Here is a 20,491-nt window from a genome sequence, read left to right on the forward strand (position 1 = left end):
CCATGGGAGAGGCGGTCGCATGAGTGTCCTGGAAAGCATCATCGCTGGAGTACGCGAGGACCTTGCCGTGCGCGAGGCCGCTACTCCCATGGATCAGCTGAAGGAGCGCGCGTCGCGCCTGCCTGGCGCTATTGACGCGCGCCAGATGCTGGCACGTGACGAGGTCGCCGTGATCGCCGAGGTCAAGCGGTCGAGCCCCTCGAAGGGCGACCTCGCAGACATCACCGACCCAGCCCTGCTAGCGACGGAGTACGAGGCCGGTGGCGCCTCCGTCATCTCCGTCCTCACCGAGCAGCGTCGTTTTGGCGGTTCGCTCGAGGACCTCGACGCCGTGCGGTCAAAGGTCGAGATCCCGATCCTGCGCAAGGACTTCATCGTCACGCCCTACCAGGTGTGGGAGGCGCGTGCCCACGGCGCCGACGTCGTGTTGCTCATTGTCGCTGCGCTCGACCAGATGGCCCTTGAGGGTCTCATCGAGCGCGTGCACTCCCTAGGGATGTGCGCGCTGGTCGAGGTGCACGACGAGGAAGAGGTCAAGCGCGCGGCGGACGCCGGTGCGCGAGTGATCGGCGTCAATGCGCGCAACCTGAAAACGCTCGAGGTTGATCGTCACACCTTCCAACGCGTCGCGCCGATCATCCCTGACGGGATTGTGCGCGTAGCCGAGTCCGGCATCCGCGACAGCCACGACGTGGTCGAGTACGCCCGCATGGGCGCAGACGCGGTGTTGGTGGGCGAGGCTCTCGTCAAGCACAAGGACCCGCGCCACGCGGTCGCGGAGATGGTCGCGGCGGGAGCGCACCCCGCCCTGCGGGCGGTGCGCCCGTGACGGGCTCGCTGCAGCAAGCCCCCGGTCCCTTCTTCGGAGAATTTGGCGGACGGTTCGTCCCCGAGGCGCTCATGGCGGCGCTCGATGAGCTCACGGACGCGTACGAGAAGGCCCGGATCGATCCGGTCTATACCGATGAACTGACCCGACTGGCGCTCGAGTACACGGGCCGCCCGTCCATCGTCACGGAGGTGCCGCGCTTTGCGCGTCATGCGGGCGGGGCACGGGTGTGGCTCAAACGCGAAGATCTCAACCACTCGGGCTCCCACAAGATCAACAACGTCCTGGGTCAGGCGCTTCTGACCAAGCGCCTGGGTAAGCAGCGTGTGATCGCTGAGACCGGTGCCGGACAACACGGCGTTGCCACGGCCACGGCGGCTGCGCTCATGGATCTCGAATGCGTGATCTACATGGGCGAGGAAGACACCGAACGCCAGGCGCTCAATGTGGCGCGCATGCGCTTGCTTGGGGCCGAGGTCATCCCGGTGGCTACCGGCACCCGCACGCTCCGTGACGCCATCAACGAGGCGTTCCGCGACTGGGTCGCGAATGTCGACACCACCAACTACGTGTTTGGCACAGCGGCGGGACCCCACCCGTTCCCCGCCATGGTGCGTGACTTCCAGCGAGTCATCTCGGTTGAGGCTCGCGAGCAGATGCTCGAGCGTGGCGGTCTTCCGGACGCGGTCTTAGCGTGTGTGGGGGGCGGGTCCAACGCGATCGGGTCATTCGATGCTTTCTTGGACGACGACTCCGTCCGGCTCATCGGTTGCGAGGCCGCCGGCGACGGCGTCGATACCGGACGTCACGCAGCGACACTCACCGGTGGCCGGCCCGGCATTCTTCACGGCTCCCGCTCTTACATCCTTCAGGACGAGGAAGGGCAAACCCAGCCCTCGCACTCCATCTCCGCGGGGCTTGACTACCCGGGCGTCGGTCCCGAGCACACCTGGCTCCATTCGATCGGCCGCGCAGAGTATTGGCCCGTGACTGACGCAGAAGCGATGGACGCGTTCCGGCTGTTGTGCAGGACCGAGGGCATCTTGCCTGCGATTGAGTCCTCGCACGCGCTGGCTGGAGCCATCACGCTCGGCAAGGAACTGGGCCCGGATGCGACGCTGCTCGTGACGTTGTCTGGCCGCGGCGACAAGGACGTCCAGCAGGCGGCCGAGTGGTTCGACATGCTTCCGGGAGGTGACGCGTGAGCGCGCTCGAAGACCGGATCGACGAGATTCGTGCGCAGGGCCGCGCAGCACTCATCGGATACCTGCCCGTGGGATACCCGGACGTGGACACCTCGATTGCGGCCGTCGTCGCGATGGTGGAAGCGGGCGTTGACATCGTCGAGGTCGGTCCGCCGTACTCGGACCCCATGATGGACGGCCCCGTGATTCAGCACGCGGCAGCGACGGCTCTCGAACGCGGCGTGCGCGTCGACGACACGTTCCGGGCCGTGAGGGCCGCGGCCGACGCCGGCGCGCAGGCGCTCGTCATGTCGTACTGCAACCTCATGCTCAGCCGTGGCTATGACCGCTTCGCCGCAGATCTACGCGCGGCCGGGGGAGTCGGCGTGATCACGCCAGACCTGACGCCTGACACCGGACAGGAGTGGATTGACGCCGCACGCGCGCACGAGGTCGACACGATCTTCCTGGCAGCGCCATCGACCACCCGGGAACGCATGCACCTCACGGTCGGGGCCTCGCGCGGTTTTGTCTATGCCACGTCGCTCATGGGTGTGACGGGGGAGCGCGCCTCTGTCGGCGACGCTGCCGCGCAGGTCGTCGCGGCTGCACGAGACGCCGGAGCGGCACGCGTGTGCGTGGGTCTGGGCGTCTCCACCGGCGCGCAGGCGGCGCAAGTCGCGACATATGCTGACGGCGTCATCGTGGGCTCCGCATTCGTGAAAGCTCTGGGCGACGGGGGAGACCTCGCGGCCTTGAAGGCCAAGGTGGCCGAACTCGCCGCCGGTGTGCGAGGTGACGCGTGATTCCCGCATCGATCCCAAGCCCGCCACCGGAGTGGTCGAGCTTTAGCCTTGGCCCGCTCACCATCCATACCTACGCGCTGTGCATCCTTGCCGGAATCTTTGTCGCGATTTGGTTGACCACCAAGCGGTGGGTCGAGCGTGGCGGAGACCCTGACGCCGTCGCGGACATCGTGATCTGGGCGATTCCGTTCGGCATCATCGGTGGGCGTTTGTACCACGTGATCTCGACGCCCGGCCCGTACTTCGGACCCGACGGCAACCCCTGGGATGCGTTCAAGATTTGGGAGGGCGGTCTCGGCATCTGGGGTGCGGTCGCCCTGGGAGCGCTCGGCGCTTTCATTGGCGCGCGCCGCGCCAAGGTGCCGTTCACGGCCTTCGCCGACGCCGCTGCACCCGCTGTTTTGTTGGCGCAGGCGATCGGACGGCTGGGCAACTACTTCAACCAAGAGTTGTTCGGCGGTCCCACGGACCTCCCGTGGGGACTCGAGATTGACCCTGCCTTCAGGCCCGACGGCTACGAGCAGTTCGCGACATTCCACCCCACGTTCCTGTACGAGCTTCTGTGGAACGTCGCGGGTGCCTTCCTGATTATCTGGCTCGACCGCAAGTACAACTTGCGTGGCGGACGGGTCTTTTGGCTCTACGTCATCGTGTACGTCTCTGGTCGCCTGTGGATTGAGACGGTGCGCATCGACACCGCCGTGCACATCGCTGGTGTACGTGTGAACGTGTGGGTCTCGATCGCGGTCCTAATCCTCGCCGTCGCGTTCTTCTGGGTGCTGGGACGACGCCAGCGGGGCACTGCCCTCGCCAGGATTCCACGCGAGCAGCTCGCCCTGTCACTGCCTGGCTCGCGCCGCGGCGGCGCCGTCGTCGACGCCGACAAGGGCGTGCGTGACGAGTCCGCGGCGGGCGAGGCACCTGACACGGTCGACGACGCAATCGCGCAGGATTTCGAAGACGCGGCGTTGCGTGAGAAACTGGAGACCGCTGACGGCGAGGAGGAATCTTCTCCATCTCCGTCCTCCGATGCAGACGGCGCCCACCAGGCGGCCGAGACGTCGGACAACGACCGGCGGGAAAACACCTAGCCGATTCTTTACCAAGCCCTGGTTCGCGGTAGGCTTGGCTCCCGTGTGTTCACCGGGTCAACGGCGCCCCGCAACCAACGAGTTCCTGGCGTAAGCCTCGGAAAAGCAAGGACGGTGTGATGGCTGCGCTCACTGGCGCCCCACAGCCCGGTTATGGGCTGTACGACCCCGCGTACGAGCACGATGCGTGTGGTGTCGCTTTTGTCGCGACCCTACGTGGAACCGCGGGACGCGACATCGTCGACGCTGGCCTGACGGCTCTGAAGAACCTGGAGCACCGAGGTGCGGTGGGCGCTGAGACGGAGACTGGCGACGGCGCCGGAATCCTCACGCAGGTTCCCGATGCGTTCCTGCGTGCCGTCGTCGACTTTGACCTTCCCGCCGCGGGCACCTATGCCGTCGGCACCGCGTTCCTGACGCCCGGCGAAGACAGCGCTGAAGTGGCGGCATTTGAGGCCGCCGCCCAGTCTGAAGGTGTGACCGTCCTGGGATGGCGCGACGTCCCCGCCGTCGGCGACCCCTTGGGCCCGTCTGCACGCGCCGCAATGCCCATCTTCCGTCAGGTGTTCGTCAGCGCGGATGACCTCGCCGGTATTGAACTCGACCGCCGCGTTTACCGGGTGCGCAAGCGTGCAGAGAAGGCCGGGGGGCCGTTCTTCGCCTCGCTGTCCAGCCGTACGCTCACGTACAAGGGCATGCTCACCACCTACCAACTCGAGCAGGTCTTTCCCGACCTTACGCACGACCTGTATGCCTCGGAGTTAGCGCTGGTTCACTCGCGCTTTTCGACGAACACCTTCCCGTCGTGGCCACTCGCTCAGCCATTGCGCGGCATCGCGCACAACGGCGAAATCAACACAGTGCAGGGCAACCGCAACTGGATGAGTGCTCGCGAGGGCACCCTCAAGTCAGAGATCCTCGGTGACCTTGGCGACCTCATGCCGGTCTGCACCCCGTCTGCCTCCGACACGGCCTCCTTTGACGAGGTTCTGGAGTTGCTGCACCTGGGCGGACGCTCGTTGCCTCACTCGGTGCTGATGATGATGCCTGAGGCCTGGCAGAACAACGACGAGATGGACCCAGCACGCCGCGCCTTCTACGAGTACCACTCCGCGCTCATGGAGCCGTGGGACGGCCCCGCGGCCCTGCACTTCACTGACGGCACGGTGATCGGTGCCACGCTCGACCGCAACGGTCTGCGTCCTGGACGATTCTGGGTGACGGATGATGGCCTGGTCGTCGCCGGTTCCGAAGCGGGTCTCCTCGACATCGATCCCGCGAAGGTGGTCCGCAAGGGCCGCTTGCAGCCCGGTCGCATGTTCCTGGTGGACACCGCAGCGGGCCGCATCATCGAGGACGAGGAGATCAAGTCGCGCCTCGCCGCCCAGCACCCCTATGAGGAGTGGGTCAAGGCCAATGCCGTCCGGTTGGCCGAGGTGCCCGACCGCGAGCACATCGTCCACTCCCAGGCGTCCGTCAAGCGTCGCCAGCGCGCGTTTGGCTACACGGAGGAGGAGCTCAAGAAGCTGCTGATTCCGATGGCCGACCAGGGAGTCGAGCCCATTGGTGCCATGGGCTCCGACACCCCCATCGCCGTGCTCAGCGACCGCCCGCGCCTGCTGTTCGACTACTTCACGCAGATGTTCGCGCAGGTGACCAACCCGCCGCTGGACTCGATCCGCGAGGAAATCGTCACCGCAGTTGGCGGCGCCATTGGGCCCGAGCCGAACCTGCTCGAGTCCACCGCCGAGCACGCTCGCAAGATCATGCTTGAGTTCCCGGTGATCGATAACGACGAGCTCGCCAAGATTTTGCACATCGATGCCGACCCGCGTCTTAATGGCGTCTTCTCCGCCCGCAAAATTCGTGGCCTCTACCGGGTCCGCGACGGCGCGCAGGGTCTGGAGCGTCGACTCGACGACATCTTCGACGAGGTGGATCAGGCCATCCGCGAAGGCGTGTCATTCATTGTGTTGTCCGACCGCGACGGTAATCAGGACTTCGCGCCCATCCCTTCGTTGCTGCTGACCTCCGCAGTTCACCACCACTTGGTCCGCAACCACACTCGCACGCGTGCGTCGCTGGTAGTGGAGGCCGGAGATGTGCGTGAGGTCCACCACGTTGCACTGCTCGTCGGCTACGGCTGCGCAGCGGTCAACCCGTACCTCGCGATGGAGACCGTCGAGGACCTCGTCGCTCGTGGCTACCTGGGCGACTTGGCACCCCACACCGCGACCAAGAACCTCATCAAGGCGCTCGGCAAGGGCGTGCTGAAGATCATGTCGAAGATGGGCATCTCGACTATTCAGTCGTACCGTGGTGCACAGGTGTTCGAGGCCGTGGGGCTGTCGCGGGACTTCGTCAACCGACACTTCGTCGGTACCCCGAGCCAGATTGACGGCGCGGGGATCGACGTCATCGCCGAGGAGGTGGCGCGTCGCCACGCCGACGCGTACCCGCCGTCAGGCGAGTTGCCCGCACACCGTCGCCTCAACACCGGCGGCGACTATCAGTGGCGGCGCGATGGCGAGGAGCACCTGTTCGACCCCGAGACGGTGTTCAAGCTTCAGCACGCGACCCGCACGGGCAAGTACGACGTGTTCCGCCAGTACACGGACCGCGTCGACGACCAATCCAAGCGGCTAATGACCTTGCGCGGACTGTTCGAGTTTGCCTCCGAGCGCGAGCCGGTCTCGATCGATGAGGTCGAGCCTGCGTCGCAGATCGTCAAGCGATTCTCGACGGGTGCCATGTCCTACGGCTCCATCTCGGAAGAGGCGCACGAGACGCTGGCCATCGCCATGAACCGCCTGGGTGCGAAGTCCAACACGGGCGAGGGCGGTGAGTCCGTCGACCGTCTGTACGACCCCGAACGTCGTAGCGCCATCAAGCAGGTCGCTTCCGGACGCTTTGGCGTCACCAGCGAGTACCTCGTGAACGCGGACGACATCCAGATCAAGCTCGCCCAGGGTGCAAAGCCCGGCGAGGGCGGTCAGCTGCCCGGCTCCAAGGTGTACCCCTGGGTGGCGGAGACGCGCCACTCGACGCCTGGTGTGGGCCTGATTTCCCCGCCGCCGCACCACGACATCTACTCGATCGAGGACCTCAAGCAGCTCATCCACGATCTCAAGAACGCCAACCCGCAGGCGCGCATCCACACCAAGCTCGTGTCGGAGATCGGCGTCGGCACCATCGCCGCTGGTGTGGCGAAGTGCAAGTCGGACGTGGTGCTCATCTCGGGTCAGGACGGCGGCACGGGTGCAAGTCCGCTGAACTCGCTGAAGCATGCCGGCGCGCCCTGGGAGATTGGCCTGGCCGACACTCAGCAGACGCTCGTGATCAATGACCTGCGCGACCGCATTGTGGTGCAGGTTGACGGGCAGATGAAGACCGGGCGCGATGTCGTCATTGCCGCTCTTCTTGGTGCCGAGGAGTTCGGTTTCGCGACCGCTCCGCTGGTGGTGGAGGGCTGCATCATGATGCGCGTGTGCCACCTCAACACCTGCCCGGTCGGTGTGGCCACCCAGAACCCAGAACTGCGCGAGCGCTTCACGGGTCAGGCGGACCACGTCGTCAACTTCTTCATGTTTATCGCTGAGCAGGTCCGCGAACTGCTCGCCGACCTGGGCTTCAGGACCCTCGACGAGGCCGTTGGTCGCGTTGAGGCTCTGGACACGCGCAAGGCCATCGACCACTGGAAGGCGAAGGGCCTCGATCTCGCTCCCGTGCTTGCCCGCCCCGAGCCTGGCCGCGCCCTGCGCAACTCGACCACTCAGGACCACTCGCTCGACGCGGCGCTCGACCGCGAGCTCATCGCGGCATCAGCCTCAGCCCTCGACAATGGCGAACACGTGCGACTGTCCTTTGACATCCGCAACGTGAACCGCACGGTCGGCACCATGCTCGGCCACGAGGTCACGAAGCGCTACCGCGGCGAGGGACTGCCGGACAACACCATCGACATCTCGTTCAGGGGTTCCGCTGGTCAGTCCTTCGGCGCGTTCGTGCCGCGCGGTATCACCCTGCGCCTCGATGGCGACGCGAACGACTATGTGGGCAAGGGCCTGTCTGGCGGCCGCATCATTGTGCGCCCGGTCCGCGAGGCCATGCTGGATGACTCGAAGGACGTCATTGCGGGCAACGTGATTGGCTACGGCGCGACGTCTGGTGAGATCTTCCTGCGCGGGCAGGTCGGCGAACGCTTCCTGGTACGCAACTCGGGGGCGACCGCGGTCGTCGCCGGGGTGGGTGACCACGCTCTCGAGTACATGACGGGCGGCACTGCCGTGATCTTGGGACGCACGGGACGTAACCTGGGCGCTGGAATGTCCGGCGGAACCGCGTATGTGCTGGACCTCAAGTCCGAACGAGTCAACGCACAGGCGTTGGCCTCGGGAGAGCTCACGCTCAGCCCTCTCGATGCCGAGGACGAGGTCATAGTCCGCACGCTGATTGAGCGGCACGTGGAGGAGACAGGTTCCCCGCGCGGCAAGGACTTGCTGACAAAGTGGGATGACAACAAGGAGCGCTTCACGCGCGTACTGCCCGCGCAGTACGCCAGGGTGCGGGTCGCGCTCGCCGAAATCGAGGCGAACGGCGGCGACCTGCGCGCCCCCGGCGCCTGGGCCGAGTTCCTGGAGGTGACCGGTGGCTGACCCCCAAGGTTTTCTGAAGTACCGCGAGCGGGAGGTTCCCAAGAGCCGCCCGGTTCCGGTGCGTTTGCTTGACTGGAAGGACGTCAAGGACGAGCTTTCCAAGGATGAGCCCACGCTGCGTCGGCAGGCCACCCGTTGCATGGACTGTGGCATTCCGTTCTGCCACCAGGGTTGCCCGCTGGGGAACATCATTCCCGAGTGGAATGACTTGGTGCGGCAGGGACAGTGGGAAGACGCTATCGAGCGCCTTCACGCCACCAACAATTTCCCGGATTTCACCGGGCGCATCTGTCCTGCTCCGTGCGAGACTTCTTGTGTGCTTGGCATCAACCAGCCCGCCGTGACGATCAAGAACATCGAGGCCGAGATCATCGACCGCGCGTTCAAGGACGGCACTGTGCGCCCGCACATTCCGCAGCGGCAGACCGGCAAGACCATTGCGGTTGTCGGGTCGGGGCCCGCCGGCCTCGCGGCTGCCCAGCAGCTCACCCGCGCCGGTCACACGGTGCGCGTGTATGAGCGCGACGACCGCATTGGCGGTTTGCTCCGGTACGGCGTGCCCGACTTCAAGCTGGAGAAGATCCACATTGAGCGTCGGATCGAGCAGATGGAAGCCGAGGGGACCCGCTTCCGCACCGAGGTGGAAATTGGCAAGGACATCACCTGGGAAGAGTTGCGTGCGCGCTATGACGCCGTGCTAATTGCCACCGGATCACCGATTCCCCGCGACCTGCCTTTGCCCGGTCGGGACCTTGACGGGATCCACTACGCCATGCCGTACCTGCACCAGGGGAACCTTGCTGCCGCAGGCGACCCGGTCGACAACCAGATCACCGCAGAAGGCAAGCACGTGATCGTCATCGGTGGCGGCGACACAGGGTCCGACTGCATTGGTACCGCGCTGCGACAGAAGGCCGCGTCCGTGACCACCCTCGCGATCGGCAAGGAGCTGCCTCACGGGCGCCCCGATCACGAGCCGTGGCCCATGGACCCGCGGGTGTTTGAAGTGTCGTCGAGCCACGAGGAGGGCGGCGAACGCCACTTCCTGGCCTCGACAGTTGAGTTCCTCGGAGATGAGGCGGGCCAGGTGCGTGCACTGCGGGTCGCCGAAACGCAGTACAACGCGGACGGGTCCCGTACCCCCAAGGCCGGCACCGAGCGGGACATTCCCGCCGACCTGGTGCTGATCGCGATGGGGTTCACGGGTCCCGAGACGGAAGCGTTGAGTTCACAGGGCGGCGTCGCCGTCACGGACCGCGGGCGGATCGAGCGCGCGGACGACTTCCATACGTCGGTAGATGGTGTGTTCGTGGCTGGCGATGCTAGCCGCGGTGCGTCGCTCGTCGTGTGGGCCATCGCGGAGGGCCGTTCGGCCGCCGCGGCCATCGATCATTACCTGACCGGTAGCACCGAGTTGCCGGCACCCGTCACAGCCAGCACGGTAGCGCTCCGTGCGTAGAGAGACACGAGGAAGCTTAGATGTCGCGTAAAGCAAAGATTGTCTGCACGATTGGCCCGGCCACGGCGCCGCTGGAGCGCATGCGGGAGCTGGTGAACGCGGGCATGGACGTCGCTCGCATCAACCGTTCCCACGGCAGCACCGCAGAGCACGAGGCCGTGTACAACAACGTGCGCCAGGCAGCCAAGGAAGCCGGCCGCAACGTCGCCGTGCTCGTCGACCTCCAGGGTCCCAAGATTCGCCTCGAGAAGTTCGCCGACGGTCCGCACGAGCTCGCCGTGGGTGACGTGTTCACCATCACCACGCGTGACGTGGAAGGCACCAAGGACATTTGCGGCACCACGTTCAAGGGCCTGCCTGGAGACTGCTCGGCGGGGGACATCCTGCTGATCGACGACGGCAAGGTGCGCCTCGAGGTGACGGACGTCACCGAGACTGACGTGATCACCAAGGTCGTCGTGCCCGGTCCGGTCTCCAACAACAAGGGCATCAACCTTCCCGGCGTTGCCGTGTCCGTTCCTGCACTGTCGGAGAAGGACCAGGACGACCTGCGTTGGGGCCTCAAGATTGGCGCGGACTTCATCGCGCTGTCCTTCGTGCGGTCCGCCGCAGACTACGAGGACGTCGCTCGCATCATGGCCGAGGAGGGCGTGACCGTCCCCGTCGTCGCCAAGGTGGAAAAGCCCCAGGCTGTCGACAACCTCGAGGAAATCGTGGATGCGTTCGACGGCATCATGGTGGCGCGTGGCGACCTGGGCGTTGAGCTCCCTCTCGAAGAGGTGCCCTTGGTTCAAAAGCGTGCGATCGAGCTGTGCCGCGCGAATGCGAAGCCGGTCATCGTCGCCACCCAGGTGCTCGAGTCCATGACTCACGCGCCCGTGCCGACGCGTGCCGAGACGTCGGACTGTGCCAACGCCATCCTCGACGGCACGGACGCCGTCATGCTCTCGGGCGAGACGTCGGTCGGTGACTTCCCGATCGTCACGGTCGAGACCATGGCCCGGATTGTGCGCAACACCGAGGACAAGGGATACAGCCGCATCGCGCCGTTCCTGACGACCCCCAAGACGCGCGGCGGTGCCGTGACTCACGCCGCGGCGGAGATCGCCGACGTCCTCGACATCAAGTACATCGTGACCTTCACCCAGTCCGGTGACTCCGCACTGCGGATGGCGCGCCTGCGTCCCAACGTGCCGATGCTCGCCTTTACCCCCGACTCCAAGACCCAAAAGCGCCTCGCGCTCAGCTGGGGCGTGGACGCTGAACTGGTTGACCGGGTGGACAGCACCGACGAGATGGTGAACTTGGTGGACAGCTACCTCAAGGACACCGGCAAGGCCGTCGACGGAGACTACGTGGTCGTCGTCTCTGGTACTCCCGTTGGCGTGCCTGGTACGACCAACTCGATCTTCGTACACAAGGTCGGACAGGTCCGCGGCTAACACCGTTGAGCCGAATGGCTCCATTTGCCTGGTGACGCTACACATGCCAGGCAAATGGAGCCATTTCGCGTATCTGGGGGCGAGTCCACGCATGCCATCGCAGTCCGTGCGCTCACCGGCCCTGGCTGGACCGGCGCGGCTGGTGAGGTGACCGGGGGGCGTCGGCCTTTAGGTCAGGGCAGACGTGAGGCGGAATACTCCGTCGAGGAAGCGTGAGCGTGCGGGCTCGCTCATCCACTCGTCGAGGGTGAGTTCTCGCCCCGCATCGCGGTAGCGTTGCTCGACCTCGCGCATCTGTGACACAAACGACGCCCCGCGCACCACGAGCGACATCTCGGCGTTAAGTGTGAACGAGCGAATGTCCATGTTGCTCGATCCAATGACCGCGATGTCATCGTCGATGGACACGTGCTTGGAGTGCAGGATGTAGGGCGCGGGGTACAGGAAGATGCGCACCCCGGCTCGGAGCAGGGTCTCGTAGTAGGAGCGCTGGGCGTGATACACCGTCCCTTGGTCACCCAGTTCCGACACGAAGAGCTGCACCTCCAGCCCTCGCTGGCAGGCAGACGTGATGGCGTAGATCATCGCCTCGTTCGGCACAAAGTATGGGCTGGTGATGATGACGCGTTCGTGTGCGCCGTGAATGAGTGCCAGGAACAGTCGGAGGTTCACCTCCGTTTCATACGCCGGCCCACTGGGGACCATCTGGCATTGGAGGTCACCGTCAACGGTAGTGAGCGCTGCGGCCTCGACGCGCTCACTGTCCCCGAGGACCTCTCCCGTCTCGAAGTACCAGTCGGAGTGGAACACGGCGTCGACCTGCGCGACCACGGGCCCGTCCAGGCACGCCACCAGTTCTTGCCATTGAAGTCCGCGTTTGATGTTCTTCGCGGCGTTGTAGTCGCGAGAAATCAGGTTCTGAGACCCAATGAAGGCGTGGGTGCCGTCGATGACGACCAACTTGCGGTGATTGCGCAGGTCGGGGCGCTGGTACTGGCCCTTGAGGGGGCGCACGGGGAGCATCCAGGACCACTGCACGCCCATGCGGTCGAGCTCCGCGAAGGTGTCCTTGGCGCCAGGGATACGTCGCGATGCGATGTGGTCGGCCAAGAAACGTACCGTCACACCGCGCTGGACGGCGCGTTCCATCGCGGCAAAGAATCCGCGCGTCGTGTGGTCCCACGCGACGATGTAGAACTGAATGTGGACGTAGTCGCGGGCCTCATCGATTGCCTCCGCCATGGCGTCGATGGAGCCCTGATAGTCCTCGAGCAGTTGCGCACGTGATCCCCCCACCATCGGCAGGGCCGTGAGCGACGTGTTTTGGTGCGTCACACGCTGGAGCCAGCGCGGGACATTGGTTTCATCGCCGCCAACGGTCAAGGCGCCTGCGTCCGCACGTTCTGCGATCGCCGCGGTCGCACGCTCTTGAGCGGCGCGGCGTTTCCTGGGTAGCCGGAAGTTGCCGATGAGCAGGTACAGCGCAAGTCCCACAAAGGGCGTCAAGAAGATCAGGAGCAGCCACGCCATGGCAGCGGTGGGCTTGCGCCCCCGCGGAATGTAGATCAGGGCGACAACACTGATCGCCAGTTCGACAACCGTGATGAGGGGCCACAGGGCGAGGCCAGACACGAACGAGGGCATGCGCGACTTTCTTCAAGCGGGCCGATGCTGGGGTTTCCTGGCGTAGCCGGGCGTCAGTTCTCGTCTGACGCGGCCAGCGTTGTCCAGTCGCGAGGCGCGTGGGCCGGTGCGGTGGGCTTGTATACGCCGCGGAACAGGGGAGAGGAGATCAGGAAGTCGGCTGTGGCGACATTGGAGGCCATCGGGATGTTCCACACGCAGCCCAGTCGCAAGAGCGCTTTGACGTCGGGGTCGTGTGGCTGAGCCTCGAGCGGATCCCAAAAGAAGACCAATAGGTCAATCTTCCCCTCCGCGATCCGCGCGCCAATCTGCTGGTCGCCGCCGATGGGTCCTGACAAGAATCGCGTCACAGGAAGGTCAAGCGCCTCTTCCAGCATGGAGCCGGTGGTGCCGGTGGCGTACAAGTGGTGCCGTGACAGTGACCCCTTGTTGAAGGTGGCCCACTCCAGGAGCTCGGCCTTCTTATTGTCGTGCGCGACGAGCGCTACATGCTTGGCGCCTGCCACCGTCGAGTGCGTCTGGGTCATCACGGCCTCCTGTGGAGTTGAGCGCCGCCTCCGTCGTTCGCGGTGCGCCGCGGTGCGCTTTGAGTGCCCCGAGTGGGATTCGAACCCACACTGGTACGGGTTTGAGCCGTATGCCTCTGCCGGTTGGGCTATCGGGGCGTTCAGAGACTAGGCTAGCGCCTGTGACAGATACGCAAGAACCATCCGAGGCCATTGACGCAACTTCTGCGAAGGCAACCCCCGAGCCAGCCCCCTCAAAGAAGCGCCGCGCAGTCGTCGCTGAGGACGAGGCGCTCATTCGCATGGACATCGTCGAAACCCTGCGTGAGGGTGGCTACGACGTCGTAGGCGAGGGAGCCAACGGTGAGGAAGGCGTGGCGCTCGCCAAGGAGCACAAGCCTGACGTCGTGGTCATGGACATCAAGATGCCGGTGATGGATGGCATCACCGCGGCGGAGCAGATCGCCGCGGCGCGTGTCGCACCTGTGGTCCTGTTGACCGCCTTTTCTCAGACTGAACTTGTTGAGCGTGCCCGCGACGCCGGTGCCATGGCGTACGTCGTGAAGCCCTTTACGCCTGCCGACCTTCTCCCTGCCGTGGAGATTGCCGCCTCGCGTTTTGTCGAGATCCGCGCGCTTGAGTCGGAGATCGCCGACATCAACGAGCGCATGGACACCCGTAAGAAGGTCGAGCGCGCCAAGGGACTCCTCATGGAGAAGATGAAGCTCAATGAGCCTGAGTCCTTCCGCTGGATCCAGAAGACGTCGATGGACCGTCGTTTGACAATGAAGGAAGTGGCAGAGGCCGTCATCGAGCAGATGTCCGGAAAGTAACCTCTGCGCTTTTTGCTGCGGTGTGAACGTCCATTTACCACGAATCGTGCGTAAATGAGGTCACAGAATCGTGATGCGGGCGTCCCCTCCCTGAAATGTAAGTTCGATAGCGTGAACTTATTGCCGCCAGGGACGGTCCCTGGGGCGATGGGCTGACGGAGGCCTCTCCGTCAGTTGTGGAGGGAAAACACCATGGCACGATGGAACACCATCGCGCGAGGTGGAGCCGTACTGGCTGCAGCCTCGCTTGCTCTCGCCGCCTGCTCGTCAGGCGACGCCGACACCGAAGCCTCGGCATCGGGTGGCTCTGAGGGTGGATCGACCGAAGCTCTCAAGATCGGCACCGTTTTGCCGCTGACCGGCTCGCTCGCCTTCCTGGGCCCGCCGGAGGTCGCAGGTGTGGATCTGGCAGCGAACGAGATCAACGACGCCGGCGGTGTGCTGGGCAACCCCGTGGAGATCATCCACGAGGACTCGTCTGACACGCAGCAGGCCAACATCGCTCCGCAGTCGGCACAGAAGCTGGTCTCCGATGGCGTCTCCGCGATCGTCGGCGCGGCATCGTCGGCCGTCACGCTGAACTTCATCGACGATGTTGTCGCGGCCGAGGTCGTTCAGGTCTCGCCTGCCAACACCGCGACGGCGCTGTCCGGGTACTCGGAGTTCTTCTTCCGCACCGCTCCGCCGGACTCGGTCCAGGGCAACGCACTGGCGAACCTTATTCTCGAGGACGGCCACCAGAACATCGGTGTGCTGGTGTTCAACGAGGACTACGGCACGGGCCTGCGCGACGTGATCAAGTCCACCGTCGAAGCTGAAGGCGGCACCATCACGTACGGTAACCCGGGCGAGGAGTTCGACCCGGCCGCGACCAACTTCACCGCAGAGGTGGAGGCCGTCATGGCCACCGATCCCGACGCGCTGGTGCTGATCGCGTTCGACCAGACCAAGCAGATCATCCCTGAGCTGCTCTCGGCTGGCCTCGACCCGGCCACCTTGTACATGACCGACGGCAACACGGCTGACTACTCGGCCGACTTCGACGCGGGTGCGCTCGAGGGTGCACAGGGAACCATCCCCGGTGCTCAGGCCTCGGACGACTTCGCCATGCGCCTCGAAGAGGCCTACGGCGAACCGCTTGACTCGCTCGCCTACGGTCCCGAGTCCTACGACGCCACCATGCTGATTGCGCTCGCCGCGGTCCACGCAGGCGCCACGGACGGCCCGTCGATCCAGTCCTCGATGGCTGCCGTGTCCGGTGCGACCGGCGGTACCGAGTGCACCGGGTTCGAGGAGTGCGCCGGTCTGCTCGAGGACGGCGAAGAGATCAACTACCAGGCAGTGTCTGGCGTTGGCCCCTTCAATGAGCAGAACGACCCCTCGGCTGCGTACGTCGGCGTGTACTCGTACGACGGTAGCAACGTGCAGAACTGGGTCTCCGAGGTCTTTGGTGAGGTTCCCACCTCCTAACGCCTCATTGATCTCAACCAAGAAGGGCCCCGGCACACGCCGGGGCCCTTCTTGCGTTTCCCGACGGTAGCAAGACGGATAGCGACGTCGAACGCCGGGGTGGTGTCCATTGGCAGCTTAGGCATGCGGGCATCGGCCCCATGAATGAATCCGTGTGCCAGTCTTAGACACTCCTTGTGTGCCTGCGTCGGTGCAAAGTGCGATGTGGAATGTGGAATGTGAATCGCGCAAAGCGCAAAGTGCACAGCGAAATGTGAATCGTGCAACGTGCCGCGAGAAGCGCTGTCGACGTGGATGCCCCGTGTGCCGCGCGACCGTGCCATGGCTACCGGCAGTCGTCGGCGCCCCCTTGACCACACGCAACCCGAAAGGCCCCGCCAGCATGCGCTGACGGGGCCTTCAGGATGGTGCGGAGCTATGCGCCCAGGGTGCCGAGGTACAGCTCGATGACCTTGGGGTCCTTCAGCAGTTCTTGGCCGGAGGCCGTGTACGCGGTGGTGCCCTGGTCGAGCACGTAGCCGCGATCGCAGATCTGCAGGCAGCGGCGAGCGTTCTGCTCCACCATGATGACTGTCACACCAGTGCGGTTGATCTCGCGCGTGCGGACAAACGTCTCGTCCTGGCGGTCGGGGGAGAGTCCTGCCGACGGCTCGTCGAGGAGGAGAACCTTGGGGTCCATCATGAGCGCCCTGGCCATCGCGACCATTTGTCGCTCACCACCCGACAACGACCCGGCTCGTTGGTCCTTGCGCTCGACGAGCTTGGGGAACAATTCGCCAATCCGCTCAAACTGCGAACGGAAACTCTTGGGGCGCTGGTAGGCACCCATCTCGAGGTTTTCCAGGACCGTGAGTGAGGGGAAAACGTTGTTGGTCTGCGGAACAAAGCCAATGCCGCGCTTGACGAGTTCGTCCGCGCGGACATTCGTGATGTCCTCGTCGCCCAGCATGACGGTGCCCGAGCGAATCGGGACCAGACCGAACAATGACTTCAGGAACGTGGACTTGCCGGCACCGTTTGGGCCAATGATGCCAATGAGTTCGCCCTCCTTGACCTCCATCGAGCATCCGTTGAGGATGTCGACACCCGGCAGGTAGCCGGCGTAGAGGTCGTCGGCGTGGACGATCACGGGTGCGTCATTCATGAGGCATCCTCCGAAAGGTCGGTGTCGTGGTGGGCTCCGAGGTAGGCGTCCTGCACGGCTTTGTTCTTCATGACCGTGTCTGCGGGGCCTTCCGCAATGATCGAACCCTCAGCCATGACCACCACCCAGTCCGCGATGCGGCGGACCATGTGCATGTCGTGCTCAACGAAGAGCACTGTCTTGCCCTCGTCACGCAGTTCCACCACGTGTTCAAGCAGAGACTCGGTGAGAGCGGGGTTAACCCCAGCCATCGGCTCGTCCAGCATGATCATCTCGGGGTCCGACATCAACGCACGCGCCATTTCCAGGAGCTTGCGCTGACCGCCTGACAGTTCGCCCGCGTAGTCGTCTTTCTTCTCGTAGAGCTTGAAGCGCTTCAGGAGAGCCTCGGCCTTCGCGGTGATCTCTTTCTCGCGCTGCTTCCATAGGCCGGGAATGAGTGCGACAAAGAAGTTCTCGCCGTTTTGGGCCGTCGCGCCCAACCGCATGTTCTCCATCACCGTCATGCGGTTCAGGGCCTTGGTGAGCTGGAAGGTGCGTACCTTGCCAGCACGTGCGATCTTGGCCGGCGATGTCCCCACCAACGAGTGGCCGTTGAATTGCCATTCACCGGTCTGGGGTTTGTCGAAGCCTGTCAGCAGGTTGAAGAAGGTCGACTTGCCCGCACCATTGGGTCCAATTAGCGCAGTGATCTGGTTGCGCTGCACCTCGAAGTGCTTGACGTCGACTGCGGTGAGTCCACCAAAGTGGCGATGGACGTGGTCGGCGATCACGATCGGGTCGGGCTTGGGTGCCCCCGGCTCGTGGGGGACATCCGCGAATGGATTAGTCATTGAAAGCCAGCTCCCTCTTATTACCGAGGATGCCCTGCGGCCGGAAGACCACGAGGCACATCAGGGTGATGCCAACGAGAACGAGCGAGAAGGGCTCGAGCTCAACGGGGGACAGCACCGATGTCGGGATGAATGCGGACGCGAGGCCCTTGATCGCGACCAAGGAGGCCCAGAACACCATCGAACCGAGGATGGGTCCGAACACCGTGGCCGCGCCACCGAGGAGCAGCAGGGTCCACAGCCAGAACGTCGTGGGACGCCCCATCGAGTCCGGCTGCACCGAGTTACCCAGGGCCCACAGCACGCCGCCAAGGGCGCCGATCACGCCGCCGAGGACCAGTGCCTGCATCTTGTAGGAGTAGACGTTCTTGCCTAGTGAGCGAACCGCGTCTTCGTCCTCGCGGATGCCCTTAAGTACGCGGCCCCATGGGCTTCGCGCGAGAAGCCAGAACAACAGTGCAAACAGTCCTACCGTGACCCACGCGACGATGTGCAGCCACCAACTCGATGACAACGAACCGTGGTTGGTCCAAAACAGGATCGTGATGTTCTCGCTGGGAAGCGGGCTGAGCTCCTCGAAGGTGAACTTGAAGTCGTTTCCACGGATGCCGGTCGACCCGCCCGTGAGCGCCTGGAGCGAGTTGGAGCGGCCCAGGTAGCGAATGAGCTCCGCCGCGGAGATGGTCGCGATGGCGAGATAGTCACCGCGCAGTTTCAGCGTGGGCCAACCCAGAAGCAGACCGAAGGCCGCCGCAGCGGCGATCGCGACCAGGACGGCGACGTAAATCGGCGCCCCGTTCTGCGTGGAAATGGCGTAGCCGTACATACCCAGCAACATGAAGCCGGCGTGGCCCATGTTGAGCAATCCAGTGAGACCAAAGTGGAAGTTGAGGCCAATTGCGGCCAGCGCGAAGGCAGCCGTCGCAGGTGCGAAGACCGAGGCCAGGGAATTGAGAAGAATGTCCATGGCGTTAGCCCACCCTTTCCGCTCGTCCAAGGATTCCTTGCGGTCGCACCAGCAGCACCAGAATCAGGATGCCTAGCGCGACGGCGTACTTGAGGTCGGTCCCCAACCACAGCGTGGACATCTCGACCGCGATGCCAATGACCAGCGAGCCGACGAGCGCTCCAAAGGCCTGGCCCAAACCGCCGAGGGTCACGGCTGCAAACATCAGCAGCAGCAGGCGTGCACCGACGTCGAAGGCGGCGGCGTTGTCGTAGAGCGCCAGCAGGATGCCGCCCACAGCAGCAAGCCCGGTGGCCATGATCCACACCAGCCGAACGACCTTCTCGACTCGGATGCCGGAGGCCGACGCGAGCGAAGGGTTGTCCGACACGGCGCGGGTAGCGCGCCCGGTGCGGGTCTTCAGCAAGAAGAACGCGACACCACCCAGGCACAAGAGCGAGATGAGCACGGACCACAGCGTCGTCTGGCCCACCTGGAACAGCCCAAAGTCGATGCGCGTGTCGATCGACGTGGTGAGGCGCTGACGCTCAGCGCCAAACCACCACTGGATGAAGTTCAGTAGCGCCAGCGACAGGCCAATGGAGACGATCATCTGCTGAACGATGGAGACACGGCGGCGGCGCAGGGGCGACCACAAGAAGCGGTCTTGCAGCCAGCCGGAGCCGGCGGCGAGAGCGATCGCGGCGAGTGCCGACGGGATGAGCGGCCAGCCGATCGTGAACTCAACCGGGATGAACGGCACAGACACAGGTTGCTGCGTCGTGAAAAAGAACGTCAGCAGCGCGCCAAGCGATACCTGCTCGCCGTGGGCAAAGTTGCTCAATCCCGTGGTGCCGTAGATGAGCGACAGTCCCACTGACGCGAGCGCGAGCAACAGTCCAAAGACAATGCCGTTCACGAGCTGTTGGACGTACCTATTAGTGCCGGAGTCACCTTCTGTGGTGACGGCGTCTGCATGGACGGCGGTGTCCGCCTGCGCAATGCCCGCTGTCGCGTCACCTGCGGCCACCGTCGCGTGAGCGACGGCGTCCGTAGAGCTGGCTGCGGCTGGGGATCCCAGCGCTCCCAACAAGGTGACGGCGGCAGCGGCCACTACGAGGACGATCAGCGCACGGAGCAGTACGCGCCGGTCGATTCTGTTCGTCAAGGCCCCTCCCAGGGTTTTGTGTTGACGCACAACCTAATGGACGGATGTTTCCGTCATGTGGCACGACGAGGTCGAATCGCACACGTGAGTCGCGCCGATGCGATCACGTGTCCGGATTCGTCTTCTATCACCACCTGATAGGTGGCGGTCGTGCGCCCCAAGTGGAGCGGTTGTGCTGTTCCACGCACCGTGCCCTCAGCAACGGAGCGGTGGTGGGTGATGTTGAGGTCCACGCCGACGGCGATGGCCTCTGGTCCTGCATGGTGCATTGCCCCGACAGACGCCAGGGTCTCGGCCAGTGCCGCCGAGGCCCCGCCGTGGAGCATGCCGTAGGGCTGTGTGTTTCCCTGAACAGGCATGGTTCCGCAGACGCGGCGAGCGGATTCCTCGTCGATGACGATGCCCAAGCGGGTCATCAGGGTGCCTTCATCACGAGTCCGTGAGATGGCCGCGTCGTTGTCGGTCATAGGAGATAGGTTGT

Annotated in this window: 16 protein-coding genes and 1 tRNA gene; 9 read left to right on the plus strand and 8 right to left on the minus strand. The window is 64.6% G+C overall.

Translation table 11 applies throughout. The features are described 5' to 3' along the window. Window positions 1-19: 19 nt before the first annotated feature. The 7 genes from trpC (at window position 20) to pyk (ending at window position 11,466) form a co-directional block, all read left to right on the plus strand. Window positions 20-829, plus strand: coding sequence for an indole-3-glycerol phosphate synthase TrpC (gene trpC, locus AOP75_RS08875; RefSeq protein ID WP_062078668.1), 810 nt, complete (start codon window positions 20-22; stop codon window positions 827-829). Continuing rightward, the gene (gene trpB, locus AOP75_RS08880; RefSeq protein WP_062078670.1) at window positions 826-2,034 is read left to right on the plus strand and encodes a tryptophan synthase subunit beta; all 1,209 of its coding nucleotides are present in this window, start codon (window positions 826-828) and stop codon (window positions 2,032-2,034) included. The genes trpC and trpB overlap by 4 nt, the downstream gene beginning before the upstream one ends. Further along, a complete protein-coding gene (gene trpA, locus AOP75_RS08885) occupies window positions 2,031-2,819 on the plus strand; it encodes a tryptophan synthase subunit alpha (RefSeq protein WP_062078672.1) in 789 nt (262 codons plus the stop codon). The genes trpB and trpA overlap by 4 nt, the downstream gene beginning before the upstream one ends. Next, window positions 2,816-3,910: a prolipoprotein diacylglyceryl transferase gene (lgt, locus tag AOP75_RS08890; RefSeq protein WP_062078674.1), complete on the plus strand. Its 1,095-nt coding sequence runs from the start codon at window positions 2,816-2,818 to the stop codon at window positions 3,908-3,910. The genes trpA and lgt overlap by 4 nt, the downstream gene beginning before the upstream one ends. A gap of 119 nt (window positions 3,911-4,029) precedes the next feature. Further along, on the plus strand, window positions 4,030-8,565 hold the full coding sequence (gene gltB / locus AOP75_RS08895) for a glutamate synthase large subunit (RefSeq protein ID WP_062078676.1): 4,536 nt from the start codon (window positions 4,030-4,032) through the stop codon (window positions 8,563-8,565). Next, the gene (locus AOP75_RS08900) at window positions 8,558-10,024 is read left to right on the plus strand and encodes a glutamate synthase subunit beta (protein WP_062078678.1); all 1,467 of its coding nucleotides are present in this window, start codon (window positions 8,558-8,560) and stop codon (window positions 10,022-10,024) included. The genes gltB and AOP75_RS08900 overlap by 8 nt, the downstream gene beginning before the upstream one ends. A 20-nt stretch (window positions 10,025-10,044) precedes the next feature. Next, window positions 10,045-11,466, plus strand: a complete 1,422-nt coding sequence (gene pyk / locus AOP75_RS08905; RefSeq protein ID WP_062078680.1) for a pyruvate kinase — start codon at window positions 10,045-10,047, stop codon at window positions 11,464-11,466. 168 nt (window positions 11,467-11,634) lie between these two features. On the opposite strand, the gene cls is transcribed toward pyk, so the two are convergent. The 3 genes from cls to AOP75_RS08920 all read right to left on the minus strand — a co-directional run bounded on the left by cls (window position 11,635) and on the right by AOP75_RS08920 (window position 13,775). Continuing rightward, window positions 11,635-13,110, minus strand: a complete 1,476-nt coding sequence (gene cls / locus AOP75_RS08910; protein ID WP_062078682.1) for a cardiolipin synthase — start codon at window positions 13,108-13,110, stop codon at window positions 11,635-11,637. Window positions 13,111-13,163: 53 nt separating this feature from the next. Then, window positions 13,164-13,637: a methylglyoxal synthase gene (locus AOP75_RS08915; protein ID WP_062078684.1), complete on the minus strand. Its 474-nt coding sequence runs from the start codon at window positions 13,635-13,637 to the stop codon at window positions 13,164-13,166. Between the two features lie 64 nt (window positions 13,638-13,701). Next, window positions 13,702-13,775: transfer RNA gene (locus tag AOP75_RS08920), tRNA-Leu, on the minus strand. Here AOP75_RS08920 and AOP75_RS08925 point away from each other — a divergent pair. Beyond that, window positions 13,748-14,449, plus strand: a complete 702-nt coding sequence (locus AOP75_RS08925) for an ANTAR domain-containing response regulator (protein WP_152650037.1) — start codon at window positions 13,748-13,750, stop codon at window positions 14,447-14,449. The genes AOP75_RS08920 and AOP75_RS08925 overlap by 28 nt on opposite strands. Before the next feature lie 192 nt (window positions 14,450-14,641). Then, on the plus strand, window positions 14,642-15,919 hold the full coding sequence (locus tag AOP75_RS08930) for an ABC transporter substrate-binding protein (RefSeq protein WP_062078688.1): 1,278 nt from the start codon (window positions 14,642-14,644) through the stop codon (window positions 15,917-15,919). Window positions 15,920-16,334: 415 nt separating this feature from the next. Here the strand turns inward: AOP75_RS08930 and AOP75_RS08935 are convergent, their stop codons facing one another. Genes AOP75_RS08935 through AOP75_RS08955 form a run of 5 tightly spaced genes read right to left on the minus strand, consistent with a single transcriptional unit; the run spans window position 16,335 to window position 20,477 of the window. After that, entirely contained in the window at window positions 16,335-17,063 is a 729-nt protein-coding gene (locus AOP75_RS08935; RefSeq protein ID WP_062078690.1) for an ABC transporter ATP-binding protein, read from the minus strand. Next, window positions 17,060-17,896 carry an ABC transporter ATP-binding protein gene (locus AOP75_RS08940; RefSeq protein WP_062078692.1) on the minus strand — a complete coding sequence of 279 codons (837 nt, stop codon included), beginning with the start codon at window positions 17,894-17,896 and terminating at the stop codon, window positions 17,060-17,062. The genes AOP75_RS08935 and AOP75_RS08940 overlap by 4 nt, the downstream gene beginning before the upstream one ends. Then, on the minus strand, window positions 17,889-18,863 hold the full coding sequence (locus AOP75_RS08945) for a branched-chain amino acid ABC transporter permease (RefSeq protein WP_062078694.1): 975 nt from the start codon (window positions 18,861-18,863) through the stop codon (window positions 17,889-17,891). Before AOP75_RS08945 ends, AOP75_RS08940 begins: the two co-directional genes overlap by 8 nt. Before the next feature lie 4 nt (window positions 18,864-18,867). Further along, window positions 18,868-20,010, minus strand: coding sequence for a branched-chain amino acid ABC transporter permease (locus tag AOP75_RS08950; RefSeq protein WP_062078696.1), 1,143 nt, complete (start codon window positions 20,008-20,010; stop codon window positions 18,868-18,870). 53 nt (window positions 20,011-20,063) lie between these two features. Then, window positions 20,064-20,477, minus strand: a complete 414-nt coding sequence (locus AOP75_RS08955; protein ID WP_062078699.1) for a PaaI family thioesterase — start codon at window positions 20,475-20,477, stop codon at window positions 20,064-20,066. Window positions 20,478-20,491: the final 14 nt, after the last annotated feature.

The organism is Demequina globuliformis, assembly GCF_000975155.1.
Lineage (GTDB): Bacteria > Actinomycetota > Actinomycetes > Actinomycetales > Demequinaceae > Demequina > Demequina globuliformis.

Coding starts and splice junctions, on each gene's coding strand:
- cls (WP_062078682.1), bottom strand. CDS start 13,110: ATGCCCTCGTTCGTGTCTGGCCTCGCCCTGTGGCCCCTCATCACGGTT.
- AOP75_RS08955 (WP_062078699.1), bottom strand. CDS start 20,477: ATGACCGACAACGACGCGGCCATCTCACGGACTCGTGATGAAGGCACC.
- trpC (WP_062078668.1), top strand. CDS start 20: ATGAGTGTCCTGGAAAGCATCATCGCTGGAGTACGCGAGGACCTTGCC.
- AOP75_RS08925 (WP_152650037.1), top strand. CDS start 13,748: ATGCCTCTGCCGGTTGGGCTATCGGGGCGTTCAGAGACTAGGCTAGCG.
- AOP75_RS08930 (WP_062078688.1), top strand. CDS start 14,642: ATGGCACGATGGAACACCATCGCGCGAGGTGGAGCCGTACTGGCTGCA.
- gltB (WP_062078676.1), top strand. CDS start 4,030: ATGGCTGCGCTCACTGGCGCCCCACAGCCCGGTTATGGGCTGTACGAC.
- pyk (WP_062078680.1), top strand. CDS start 10,045: ATGTCGCGTAAAGCAAAGATTGTCTGCACGATTGGCCCGGCCACGGCG.
- AOP75_RS08935 (WP_062078690.1), bottom strand. CDS start 17,063: ATGAATGACGCACCCGTGATCGTCCACGCCGACGACCTCTACGCCGGC.
- AOP75_RS08945 (WP_062078694.1), bottom strand. CDS start 18,863: ATGGACATTCTTCTCAATTCCCTGGCCTCGGTCTTCGCACCTGCGACG.
- AOP75_RS08915 (WP_062078684.1), bottom strand. CDS start 13,637: ATGACCCAGACGCACTCGACGGTGGCAGGCGCCAAGCATGTAGCGCTC.
- AOP75_RS08940 (WP_062078692.1), bottom strand. CDS start 17,896: ATGACTAATCCATTCGCGGATGTCCCCCACGAGCCGGGGGCACCCAAG.